Origin of the sequence: Idiomarina rhizosphaerae, from assembly GCF_024159085.1 — a bacterium.
GTDB classification, from domain to species: Bacteria; Pseudomonadota; Gammaproteobacteria; order Enterobacterales; family Alteromonadaceae; genus Idiomarina; species Idiomarina rhizosphaerae.
Map to the genome: position 1 here is coordinate 200,061 of NZ_JAMZDE010000006.1, position 12,928 is coordinate 212,988.

Consider the following 12,928-nt stretch of genomic DNA (forward strand, 5'->3'; position numbering starts at 1 on the left):
TCGTGGAGTGATATTTGTGCTAGCTTAGCGACCAACACGAAAAAGCCACGGAACAAACTGTCCGACTGGCACGTATTGTTATGCCTTTAACCATTGCCACGTAATTCCGCCGACGATCACCATAGCCACGAGCGCAAAGAACCCAGCAACCACCTTACTTCCGAAAGAATTCCATTCCGTTCCAAATCTTTCATCCAGAAGAAGAACCAGTTTGTATGTGCCAATTTCGGTTTTATTGAAGGTGATGAGAAAAATGTGATTTGCACAGACGGCCAAAACCACTGAAGAAATCATCAGCACAACGGGAAGCCAAAACACTGAAGATAATAGAAAGTATGCTGCGGAGAAACCGGCGACCCCCATCGCTAACTCCATAAACTGTCTTGAACTGTTGTATAGAAATTTTAGAAATTTACTTTCGCTAGGCTTGTCTTCCCATAGAAAAGAAAGCCATAAGGCAGCCATTGAGAGCACAAATGCCAAAACCAGCCCAAACTGAAGGGTTGTAATCGAGACATTGTCGCTATTTAAAAGCGTCGAAGGATGAATCCACTGAGCAATCAAACCTATAGAAAGCCACCACAACATAGGTAGTGGGCTTATCATTTCAAAATTGTTAAAAATCGCTTTTACCATTTAACTGAAAATTTCCCCTAGTGAAACATTGAGCCATAACGCTCCGCTAATGTGCGCCGCTTGCGGCGTAACCATTGAGCGGCTTGTTAGACGAAATCTTTGGAACACCTCCCAATGGGGTAAAATCAAACCCATTTTCTCCCTTGCTTGCAATTATTATTTCTTCATTATTGATATGGATGACCCTGTCCCCTGCAGGGACATTTTGGCACCTAGAGAATCTGGGTCTTTTCGAACCAGTTCCTCAAGTTAACTACTATGGACAAGTTCGGTACTCCTCCCTAATGGCAGTCTTCGTATAACGCCTTGCTAAGCGGCTACTTATTCCCCACTTTCCCTTGCTTTCATAAGGTAGTGAGCCATACTATCTGCGGGGTTTATTCCACCATCATACTCTGCTCCTAAACTTTTCGGTGTTACATCGAGAGTTGGCCAAATTTTATTTCTCGTAGTTAATTTATCCAAACCAAGCTTATTCAATTCTAAAAAGAAATAATCGTCTTCTTCGCCTTTACTTACCCCATTTGCCCAATAAGCAAGCGAGCTGGCAATAATATCCGCAACTTGAAGTTGAGCGTATTCTTCAGAGCTTGAGAATTTCAAGCTTTTCCCTTTAAGAGGTAAGTTGAATTTCCTACGGTCATACCCTAATTCAATGGTGTCTTGAGTCCAGTCCATGAACTGCGCGAATAGAGCCTTCTGTTTCTCTAATGTTTGTGAATCGTCATGAATAATATGAAAACCTTTAGGATGTACATCCCCCCAGTTTAAACACTGGGAAAAGAGTGCAGGAATTGAAGGATCAAGAGCCTCTTTTTCTATTCCGCCAAGAGCACCCTGAATAATAGATCTCGTACTCAAAATCATATCGATATCACTTTTAAAGCTGTCGTTTGAACAAGTATCGTTCAAGGCTTCAACATCAAAGTAGAACTGTTCAATAAACTCATCAGTTTGAAATTTAATCATTTTAACAAATGACTTATACATTTTCAGAACTGGTTCTTCACCGCAAAAAGTTGGCAAGCAATAAAACCACATATTTGACAGAGCAATATTGGCTCCATTTAGATATAAGTCTTTCCCCTTCAAGTGCATCATATGCTCAATTAAGAGGTCTACAATTTTTGTCGTAACCATAAATTTTTTATGGAACAACTCAACCCTAACTCTATTTTTGTTGATTAATGAGTGTTTCATTAATCTAACCATGCCATCCTGACCTGACTTTTTTCTCTTTAGCTGTTTAAAGTGTGCTTCTTTAGGCGAGCGAGAACCAGTTAACTCTATAAGTCGAAGGGCTTCTTGTTCAGTAAACTTACAGCCTGAAAGTGTAAATATGGGTTGGTTTTCATCAATGATATTAGAACCTGTATTTCCAGATTCATCTAAAAATATAGTTGCTATTTTTAAGCTTTCTGATGCTTTGATTGCCAGCTCTGCTGACCGTTTTTTCTTTTTATCAGCAATCTTCTTTTTTCTTTTAGCTTGACTATTTCGACTCATGCCGACTCCTTGGCCTTTTAACGCCCTAATTTGGTGGCGCAAACGCGTAGGTTATACTGCAAAGCAGAGCCCACGTGTTCGTGTCCCCAACATTTGATTGTTATGTGCCTAACTTTTTATAAAACCGTACAACGCAATAGCCAATAACACAAAGATTGCAGTTGGCGTAACAAGAGAAATTGGGGCCTGAATTAATATTTTAAGCCACAATGGTATCGCCAACTTGGATAACCATTTATTTAGAGTGTCTAACAAGCTACGCACCGCGGTCCACCACGCGAGCACAGTACAAATAGCGGCCAAAAAATACAATACCGTGGCACTGGTTTTATTAGCGGCTATGTAAAGTGCGGCAGTTAATGTTAGCGCTTCAACCCAAGCAAACCAGTTTCGAATAGAGCCATCATGATGCATTTTGTCTAACAAATTAAACAATGTTCAAATTCCTTTGGCACATAACGCCCCCATCAGCTGCGCGCGTTAGCGCGTCTGCTGCATGGGTTTGTTCGCAATTGATTCTTCACTAACTGCTCATGTTTTCAAGTAATAATCGCGTTTCAGGATCAAGATCTAACTCATCAACATAGCTCTCTATTGAAATAGTTGTCATAGAGTCCGATTTTTTTGTTGCGTGTAATTGCTTTGCCTTAGCTAACATAGATTGTGCACTCGGTGGATTATCCGGAATATTTCCAGATCTATTTGGGTGCCTTTTTCTCAACGCGACGAGGTTGCTCCGGGCACTTTCAAGCGAAACCTCAAGCTCTTCATCATCCCACTCCGGCAACTCAGAGTTACCAATAACATCTTCAATCTTCACGCACACCTCCAAAATTTATGAGCAAAGGGATAAGTCCAAGAACGCATAAATACCCCAAAACACCGACAATCACTACAGAGAAAGAACTCCCCAGCAATGAGTTTGCAACAATATGCCCCAGTGCAATAAAGCTAGCACCAAGCGACATAAATGATGCCAATAAGCATTTTCTGTAGTGGCGCTGATTTTTACTAAGAACATCGCCTAACGACTTAATCTCTTCGTTAACCTTGAACAAAATATTGAGACCAACAACTTGAGATATGCAGTCAATAGACATATTGTCATCAATTTGACTTGAGACCTCCTCTTCAACATTTTCATAAACAGTTGCTGGATCCTTTAAAACTGAAGCGGCCTTCGGTTTAACCACTTGGTAAGTGTAAACAGAAGCGAAGATCAGATATATGAAGGAAAATAGAAATGCTAGGTGAAAAGAATATGCAAAATTACCAAGTTGCCTCAGAAACTCTTCTACATTAGATAACTGGCTTGTTACTGCCACCAATAAGCTTGCAATTATCGCAATAACAGTAAGCACGCCACCAGCACTAGCCTGCATGTTGCCTATTCTCTGCCAGTGAGCCCCGTACTGCTGATACGCCAAGTCCAATATTGTGGCTACTGCGTGAGCTGTAGCGATTTCCTTATTACTCATTACTTACAAGTTTCCTCTATCATGCGAACATTTGTATATTGTGCGTACTTGGTAACTCGTTCAATTGATAGTTATTGACTCTTAAGTTACTGAGCTAACCAATAAAGCGAAAGCAATTGGAGCATGCTCAGTTACACTTTAATGGGCGCACAATATCCAACTTTTATTTTTCGTTATGTAATTGACACTAAACGACTTAAATCCACAACACAATAAAAAACGCGCAATATTGCAGAGATAAGAGTCTTGCCTAATCCACACTTAGTAATAACGGTGAGGTGAGTCACTAGTTGAGTCAGGTAAAGAACGAAGATCCGCTTATCACTCATAGCTGCTGACTAAGCTCAAATAACTGGTTAGTGAGAAATTTCAGCGCTGCTCTACCTTAGGGCTTTCCATAAATCCAATCTAAACCTTGAATTAAGGTGATCGGAAATGCGGTGGCGTGCTTTGCATCCTCAATTATATTAAACTTGAGGGTGACAGATTCACCAGCTTCGGTAACAATTTTGTCCTTCAGTTTGGTAGCTCCGGAAACCATATCCTGCTTTTCTCCAAACTGCGGACGCTCAAGGCTTCCAACTGATATATAAACTTTAATGGGGCTGCTTGACTCGTTCAGCTTTAAATTCAACAAATCATGGCTGTTGAACCAAATTGACGGGCTACCAAGCACATAACTACTGAACATACTAGGGTGTCCAAACAGTATATAAGCACCAAATAATCCGCCCAACGAGTTTCCCACGTAGGTGCGCTCATGTGCGCTTACCCGATAATTAGCCGCCATATAGGGGAAAACCATTTCTCGTATGAAACGCGCGTGCCCCTCAGCATTGCCAGTTGGCAACTTCCAATCATCTGCGCGGCTTGGGGTGTAGTCTCGAATACGGCTCGATGCACCTTTCGACCCTTTGGAGTATGACAAGCTGACAATAAAGGCTTCCTCCATTGCTCCACTATTCATCGGGAATCGTGTGGCGCCAGAGGCTATTTGAAAGCTATACATGCCATCGGTCAGGTAAATAACGGGATAGACCTTGTCGGTATTAGATCTATATGAGCGCGGCGTCTTAATAAAAACTGGATAAACAAGTTTACTCGCGGGGTCGGTTAACTCAACTGTCTTGCTTCTGGGAATTTCTACAGCGTCATTGGCGAAGGTTACTGGGCAGAAGATGAATAGGATGAACACCCAAACTAACTTCATTATTGATTTCCTATAAGCTTGAGCAAGGCGCTCAGAATGGTTAACGTACTTAACCAGTTTTCACTCTTGCATTCAATAGCTTTTAGCTCGACCTATACTTCTATCAATGAATAACCTTTTGCTTACGTCCGCTGAGAGCGAGGAACGGACGTTGGCTAGAAATTCTGGTAGCTTAGCTAACAGCCTGTATTACTGGCAAGGGTATTAATGAGAATCTGGCCCTGAAGAATACCGAATATTAACTGAAACTACGCGAAGGCTGTCGGCTGGAAAAGAACAGATAGTAATTAGCCAACATTCGGGAGAGTATTAAAACAGCTTGAGCGAAAAATAGGCATTGTACACAATGCATTAACTGATTATGGGACATTTTTAATGTTAAATTAAATAAAAACAAGGCCAGTTTAGACAACCGTCTTAAGTAGATAAAAGGAATTTACAATTCATGACTACCATCAATGAGCAAATTATGAGTGCTGATTATACAATCAGTCAAAATATAGATCGGCTAACTGATCAGAGAGACTTGCTCTCCCAGAATATACTTTCACAGTTAAGAAATCTGGTAGAAGGGGTAGTGGTTCTTTTTAATAACGGCGCTTTGGATAATGAGTTTAACTATGATTTGGTTAACCCAAGTATTCGCGTAATCAAAAGCGACGGTCGTCTTAATTTTTTAACCAAATTTCATCGTCTTCTGCAAATTAGTGTCTCGCACTATACCGTTGACGGCGACAGTTCTGAGCGCTTAATGCTCAAGTACTATGAATATTTGCATCGCATCAGAGATTTACTTCGCAATCGTTTAAACATCCAGATATTGGCAAACCTTGAATTATTCCCTGTTGACCTCGACCCCTCTCTTAGAGAATACCATGAAAAAATTGCCAATAAGATTGATGCACATATCAATGTTAGCGGCAGTAATACTACCTCTGAGCGATATTACATCCACAAAAAAAGACCGTTTTTTTGCTTTGGTAGAATTTACTATGAGGTTACCTTTTACAGAGCAATCAATAAATCAAATAAATTCGATCGAATTATAGCGTTTACCCATTTCGATATTGCTGACAAACACGCGGCGATGCTCACTTTACAAAGAGAGTCAATCCAAGTACTTGGACAAACTATGCCTATAACGGTAATTCGGGGCTGGAGGGTATCTATAAGGCCTTGCGAGTTCGATAATTTCGCCAAATCGTTGGGAGTACGCGCGAAGGTCAGAACGAATTCATCTGAATACAGTCACGTGATGCAGTGTCTAACATCAAATTCAGAAAGTCTTCTCGATTTTGTACTGATGTCGGACAATAGTTATTCAGCAATTAAGCTAGCTGCAACAAGCAAAGTTAAAGCACCACAAATTTTTCCTATTTTGGATAAAGCCCGCGGGTTAGTTAAAGCGAATTCACAAGGCCATAATATCATTCGCTATCTATTACTTCGCATGAACAACCAAATCATAAAAGCACAATATTCGAGACAACGGTGTTATAAATTATCTAATTTAAATTTCGCATTTAGCTGTATTCCATTCGATGAAATGCCTTTCTGCACTTCTTTATATGGTCACAACCCCCGTTTTATCGATATTGTAGAGAGCATTGACGCGACAGGAAGAAGTCATGAGATTTTAGCAAGAAAGGTAAAAACTAATGTTGAACGCCATGGGATTCTGTACACGTCTATAGCGGACTTCCCCAATGAAGATGTCGCTGCACTCATTCGCGAATACAATAGTCGCCTATACTACTTGCATGGAGAACGTAAATTAGTCTGTGATAAGGGACACATATTCGAATGTGGATATGAAAACCAGACTGTTTCTATCATTGAAAAGCTGCAAGAAAATACAGGTAGAGGAATAGCAGGCTATAAGCAAGCTGTGGAAAAATGGTTAAATGAGAACCCTAGGTTGATCGATGACCCTACGAAAGCGGAGGCTCTAAAGCAACTGTTTTGTCAATCGTGTGTAGCTCTTATTTATGGAGCTGCTGGGACTGGGAAAACTACGATGGTTCACCATATAGCCCAGTACTTTAATGAAAAGAAAAAGCTTTTTCTCGCTCATACCAATCCCGCAACCGATAATCTTAAACGCAGGGTAAACGCTCAAAACGCTGAGTTTAAGACGATCAGAAAGCAGATTAAGTCACCAGCATTTAATCAAGATTATGATTTGCTCATTATAGATGAAAGCAGCACTGTAAGTAATGCGGACTTAATTAAAGTCCTTGAAAATACCTCCTTTAAACTTCTGGTTTTTGTTGGTGATATTTATCAGATAGAGTCGATACAATTTGGAAATTGGTTTAGTGTTGTTCCATCCTTCATTCCTAACTCATCAATATTTGAACTGAAAACACCATACAGAACACAAAGTGATGCGTTACTACGCTTGTGGAGCAGTGTCCGTGCTTCAAGTGACGATATTGCAGAGATTATGGCAAAAAATAGCTACTCAACGTTACTGGATAGTTCGCTTTTTGAATCACAGTCACATGATGAAATCATCCTTTGTTTAAATTACGACGGTCTTTATGGAATAAACAATATTAATCGTTTTTTACAAAGTGGTAATCAGGGGCAAGCAACGATGTGGCGCGAGTCCACGTTTAAGGTCGGCGATCCCGTTCTCTTCTCTGATAGCGAAAGATTTAGACCTGTTATCTACAATAATTTAAAGGGGTGGATAGTTGCAATCGCTAAGTCTCCAGGGTGGATTCAATTTGATGTGGAGCTAGATAGACCTTTAAGCGAATTTGATGTTTGTGAATGCGACGAACTTGATTGGATCAGTGGCTCGATCGTTAGGTTTACTGTTTATGACTATCCAACTACTAGCGATGAGGATGATGATAGTTACAACACCACAATACCTTTTCAAGTTGCGTATGCTGTATCAATCCATAAAGCACAGGGTCTTGAGTACGACTCTGTTAAAATTGTTGTGACTGATTCCAACGAAGACGATATTTCACATAGTATTTTCTACACAGCTATCACTCGCACCCGCGATCGCTTGAAAGTGTTTTGGACACCTGAGACTCAGCAAAAGGTTATAGAAAGACTGGCACGTAAAAACAACTCTAAAGACGTTTCTTTGCTCTTAAGCCGTAGAAATCTCAATAGGGTCAGTTAAAAAGTCGGATTACACGATCAAACCATCTGGAAATTGTCACTAAGCCGATTGCTGGCAGCGAGCGATTTCCCATTATTCCCGTCTTTGAGCGAGGATTTTAGCAATCAAGTAAAGATAAAGGGGTCGTAGTTGTTGAAACCAATCAGTTCACGTAATTGGTGCGCGGGACTGCTCATGCACTGCTCTCAATGACCGCTTTTGGCACAGGGCTGCCGTAGCAGCCCCCTAACAGTCAAACCTCAATTGACTCAGAAATATCAAGCGCGTCATCGACTTCAATTCCAAGGTAGCGATAAAAAAGCCCGCTAAAAGCGGGCTCCATATTCATGTCACTGAGATATCGAACCTGACGTGAACGTCAGGCCACACAGCTTACCGATACTCTTCAATGCTCGGGCATGAGCACATCAAGTTACGGTCGCCGAACACGTCGTCTATACGGTTAACGGTTGGCCAGAACTTGTCGTAACCAACAGCTTCAACCGGGTAGGTTGCCGTTTTGCGATCGTATGGGCGGTCCCATTCTGCATCGGTAATGTCGGCTAGTGTATGCGGTGCATTTACCAGTGGGTTGTTGTCTTTCGGCCATTCACCGGCGGCTACTTTCTCGGCTTCAGCTTTAATGCTGACCAGGGCTTCAATAAAGCGGTCCAGCTCAGCTTTAGACTCAGACTCGGTCGGCTCAACCATAATGGTACCCGCTACCGGGAAGCTCATGGTGGGTGAGTGGAAGCCGTAGTCTTGCAAGCGCTTAGCCACATCAATTTCGGCAATGCCGGCAGCGTCTTTCATTGGCCGCAAGTCGATAATGCACTCGTGTGCAACACGGTTGTTGCGGCCACGATACAGGATTTTGAAGTGCTTGCTTAGCTTCTCAGCCAGGTAGTTGGCGTTCAAAATAGCGGTTTCTGAGGCTTCACGTAAGCCGCGTCCGCCCATCATGGCAATGTACATCCATGAAATGGTCAGAATGCTGGCACTACCAAACTGCGCAGCAGATACCGCGCCGTTGCCTGCTTTAGGGCCGTCAATATTCACAATAGAGTGGTTTGGCAGGAATTCAGCCAGGTGCTGTTTCACACCAATAGGACCCATGCCAGGGCCACCGCCACCGTGCGGAATACAGAAAGTTTTGTGCAGGTTAAGGTGCGATACGTCCGAGCCAATGTAACCCGGTGAGGTTACACCCACCTGTGCGTTCATGTTAGCGCCGTCCATGTAAACCTGACCGCCGTAGCTGTGAACCAGGTCACAAATGTCTTTAATGCCTTCTTCGTACACACCGTGGGTGGACGGGTAAGTGACCATAATGCACGACAAGTTCTCGCCCGCTTCTTCGGCTTTGGCTTTTAAGTCGTCCATATCCACGTTGCCGTGCTTGTCACAGTCAACCACCACCACTTTCATGTTCATCATTTGAGCTGAAGCCGGGTTGGTGCCGTGGGCAGAGCTTGGAATCAGACAAATGTTACGGTGCCCGTCGCCGCGGCTTTCATGGTACTTCTGAATAGCCAGCAGCCCCGCGTACTCACCCTGTGCGCCGGAGTTCGGCTGCATAGACATAGCGTCGTAACCGGTTACGTCAATTAACCATTCAGACAAAGTAGAAACTAGCTCGTAATAGCCCTGCGCTTGCTCTGCCGGGCAGAACGGGTGCAACTGACCAAACTCAGGCCAGGTCACCGGAATCATCTCGGCGGTGGCGTTCAGCTTCATGGTGCACGAGCCCAGAGAAATCATTGAGTGGTTCAGGGCTAAATCTTTGTTTTCCAGCTTTTTGATGTAACGCAGCATTTCGGTTTCTGAATGGTACTCATTAAATACCGGGTGCTGTAAATACTGAGAAGTACGCACTAAGTCAGACGGAATAGATTCTACGTCGCCACCAGCAACACGGCTGTCTAATACGTCGATGTCTAAACCGTGGTTGTCGCCAAACAAAGCTTCGAACAAGGTTTCAACGTCGTCACGCGTTTTGGCTTCGTCCAGGCTGATACCAAATACGCCTTCGCCGTCAACGCGTAGGTTAAGACCCAGCGCTTTGCTGCGCGCCAATACGTCTGCAGCGTTTTCTTTCATTTCAAAGGTTAAGGTGTCAAACCAGTGGCTGTTAACCAGCTTCACGCCTTTGTCCTGCATACCTAAGGCAACAATGTCAGTTAACCGGTGAATGCGGTTAGCAATACGACGCAAGCCGTCCGGGCCATGATAAACCGCGTAAAACGACGCCATGTTCGCCAGCAGAACCTGCGCAGTACAAATGTTCGAGTTCGCTTTTTCGCGGCGTATGTGCTGCTCACGAGTCTGCATGGCCATACGCAATGCAGGGCGTCCACGAGAGTCTTTAGAAACACCAATAATACGGCCAGGCAATGAACGCTTAAACTTGTCACGGGTTGCAAAGAATGCGGCGTGAGGACCACCATAGCCCATTGGCACACCAAAGCGTTGTGCGTTACCGAACACCATGTCCGCGCCCATCTCGCCCGGTGATTTCACCATTAACAGGCTCATTAAGTCAGAAGCAACGGCAACAATGGCCTTTTTCTCCTGCAACTCACCAATTAACTGTTCAATGTTGTGCAGCTGGCCTTGTTTGTCCGGGTACTGCAACAACGCACCAAACACGTCATGATCGGAAGCTTCACGCGCTGGCCCAACAATAATGTCGAAACCAAAGTATTCGGCACGGGTTTTCACCACGTCAATCGTTTGCGTATAAACGTTGTCGGCAATGAAAAACGCGTTGGACTTTTTGTTTTTAGAAACACGCTTCGCCATGGCCATAGCTTCGGCGGCGGCAGTGGCTTCGTCCAGCAATGAGGCGCTGGCTAAATCCAGACCGGTTAAGTCCATGGTCATTTGCTGGAAGTTAAGCAGTGCTTCTAAACGACCCTGAGCAATTTCTGGCTGATACGGCGTGTAGGCTGTGTACCAACCCGGGTTTTCCAGCACGTTACGTAAAATAACGTTCGGCACTACGGTGTCGTAGTAACCCATACCAATGTACGAGGTACAAATTTGGTTCTTTTTCGCGATGTTTTTAAGACGAGCCAGAGCTTCGCGTTCAGTTTGCGGCTCCCCTGTTTGCAGGAACGGTTCACGCAGAATCGCACCAGGCACAGTGTCTTTGGTTAATGCTTCTAAAGAATCTACACCCAGCTCAGCCAGCATGGCTTTTTGCTCATCAGCGCTTGGCCCAATATGGCGGCTAATGAATTCATCGTGGTGCTCTAATTGCGTCAGGGTAGTACTGCTCATTTAACTCAGCCTCGTACATTTATCGGAAATTTATTGGAAACTTATTGGAGACAAGAAACAATGAACCCCGGCTAAGTTCCGGGGCTCAGGACGCTCTGTGTCATTGGTGCTATGCGCCAATGGCCTCAGTCTTCGTCGATTGAAGCCTCGTAAGTATTTGCGTCCAGCAAGTTGTCCAGCTCGCTGCTGTCATCTGCTTTTATACGGAATAACCAACCGTCACCGTAAGGGTCGTTGTTAACGGTTTCAGGCGCGTCTTCCAGGTCTTCGTTAACCGCAACCACTTCACCGGTCATTGGTGCGTAGATGTCGGATGCTGCTTTTACAGATTCAGCGACAGCGATGTCGTCGCCTGTTGCCACTTTGTCACCTACGTCAGGTAACTCAACAAACACCATATCGCCAAGAAGTTCCTGCGCGTGCTCCGAGATACCAACGGTAAAAGTGCCGTCGCCTTCATCACGAACCCATTCGTGGGTTGATGCGTATTTCAAATCTGCTGGAATATTGCTCATTTTACTTTCCTTCTAACCGGCGTAGCCGGAATGTATTGAATCTTGTTCGATTATAAAACAGATTGACCGTTTCTGACGAAACCTGGCTTAACTACCTTCACTGGCATTTGTTTTTTACGCATTTCCACTTCCGCTGTATCACCAACACTTGATGGAACGCGAGCCATTGCAACTGAGAAACCAAGTGTAGGCGAGAATGTACCAGAAGTGATGATACCTTCGCCACCCTCAACGGTTACTTTTTGACCGTGACGCAGTACACCTTTCTCTTCCATCACAAGGCCGACTAACTTGTCGTGGCCTTCAGCTTTTTTCTGCTCTAATGCTTTACGACCAATGAAGTCGCGATCAGCCGGTTCAAACGCGACGCTCCAGCCCATGTTGGCTTCCAGCGGCGTAATGTTCTCATCCATGTCCTGACCATACAGGTTCATGCCCGCTTCTAAACGCAGTGTATCACGAGCACCCAGTCCACATGGAGCAACATCGGCTTTTAGCAAGTCATTCCACAAAGCTTCAAGCTGCTCGGCCGGAACCACAATTTCGTAGCCTTTTTCGCCGGTATAACCTGTGGTCGCAATAAAGTAATCGCCAACGTCTTTACCCACAAAAGGCTTCATGCCGTCAATTTCGGCGTACTGCTCTGCGGTTAATACGTTTTGAATTTTGTCAGCGGCTTTAGGGCCCTGCAGCGCCAGCATACCCATGTCGTCGCGCTCTTTGGTGGTGACATCAAAATCGGCAGCAACTTTTTCAATCCATGCCAGGTCGCGGTCACGGGTGGCTGAGTTAACGACCATGCGGTAGGCAGTTTCTGAGAAGAAATACACAATAAGGTCGTCAATAACACCGCCGTTTTCATTCAACATACTGGTGTATTGTGCTTTGCCTTCGGTTTTTAGCTTGGCAACGTCGTTAGCCAGCAGGTAACGCAAAAACGCTTGTGCCTGTGGGCCTTCTACGTCAACAATGGTCATGTGCGACACATCGAAAACACCGCAGTCACGGCGTACAGCATGGTGCTCTTCAATTTGTGAGCCGTAGTTCAGCGGCATGTCCCAGCCGTGAAAGTCAACCATCTTTGCACCCGCTTTTACGTGTGCTTCGTACAGTGGCGTTCTGCTACCCATACCGTGTTCCTTTTCTGTTCACTTTATGTGCGTGTGTATGGGCGCAA

The 12,928-nt window shown here is 44.2% G+C and carries 9 protein-coding genes; 1 reads left to right on the plus strand and 8 read right to left on the minus strand.

What is annotated here, in order from left to right; translation table 11 throughout:
- Positions 1-78 precede the first annotated feature (78 nt).
- From NJR55_RS06645 to NJR55_RS06665, 5 genes are all read right to left on the minus strand, one after another.
- On the minus strand, positions 79-636 hold the full coding sequence (locus NJR55_RS06645; RefSeq protein ID WP_253618936.1) for a hypothetical protein: 558 nt from the start codon (positions 634-636) through the stop codon (positions 79-81).
- Between the two features lie 321 nt (positions 637-957).
- On the minus strand, positions 958-2,142 hold the full coding sequence (locus NJR55_RS06650; RefSeq protein WP_253618938.1) for a DUF3800 domain-containing protein: 1,185 nt from the start codon (positions 2,140-2,142) through the stop codon (positions 958-960).
- Between the two features lie 523 nt (positions 2,143-2,665).
- Positions 2,666-2,962 (minus strand): hypothetical protein, encoded by a 297-nt coding sequence (locus NJR55_RS06655; protein WP_253618940.1) that lies wholly within the window; start codon positions 2,960-2,962, stop codon positions 2,666-2,668.
- Positions 2,952-3,620: a hypothetical protein gene (locus NJR55_RS06660; RefSeq protein ID WP_253618942.1), complete on the minus strand. Its 669-nt coding sequence runs from the start codon at positions 3,618-3,620 to the stop codon at positions 2,952-2,954. Before NJR55_RS06660 ends, NJR55_RS06655 begins: the two co-directional genes overlap by 11 nt.
- 385 nt (positions 3,621-4,005) lie before the next feature.
- A complete protein-coding gene (locus NJR55_RS06665; RefSeq protein WP_253618944.1) occupies positions 4,006-4,830 on the minus strand; it encodes an alpha/beta hydrolase in 825 nt (274 codons plus the stop codon).
- A 445-nt stretch (positions 4,831-5,275) separates the two neighbouring features.
- Between NJR55_RS06665 and NJR55_RS06670 the strand changes: the two genes are divergently transcribed.
- Positions 5,276-7,975: an ATP-dependent DNA helicase gene (locus NJR55_RS06670; RefSeq protein ID WP_253618946.1), complete on the plus strand. Its 2,700-nt coding sequence runs from the start codon at positions 5,276-5,278 to the stop codon at positions 7,973-7,975.
- A 372-nt stretch (positions 7,976-8,347) separates the two neighbouring features.
- Here the strand turns inward: NJR55_RS06670 and gcvP are convergent, their stop codons facing one another.
- The 3 genes from gcvP to gcvT form a co-directional block, all read right to left on the minus strand.
- On the minus strand, positions 8,348-11,236 hold the full coding sequence (gene gcvP / locus NJR55_RS06675; RefSeq protein WP_253618948.1) for an aminomethyl-transferring glycine dehydrogenase: 2,889 nt from the start codon (positions 11,234-11,236) through the stop codon (positions 8,348-8,350).
- 125 nt (positions 11,237-11,361) lie between these two features.
- Positions 11,362-11,751 carry a glycine cleavage system protein GcvH gene (gene gcvH, locus NJR55_RS06680; protein WP_153849677.1) on the minus strand — a complete coding sequence of 130 codons (390 nt, stop codon included), beginning with the start codon at positions 11,749-11,751 and terminating at the stop codon, positions 11,362-11,364.
- A 50-nt stretch (positions 11,752-11,801) separates the two neighbouring features.
- On the minus strand, positions 11,802-12,881 hold the full coding sequence (gene gcvT, locus NJR55_RS06685; RefSeq protein ID WP_253618950.1) for a glycine cleavage system aminomethyltransferase GcvT: 1,080 nt from the start codon (positions 12,879-12,881) through the stop codon (positions 11,802-11,804).
- Positions 12,882-12,928 lie beyond the last annotated feature (47 nt).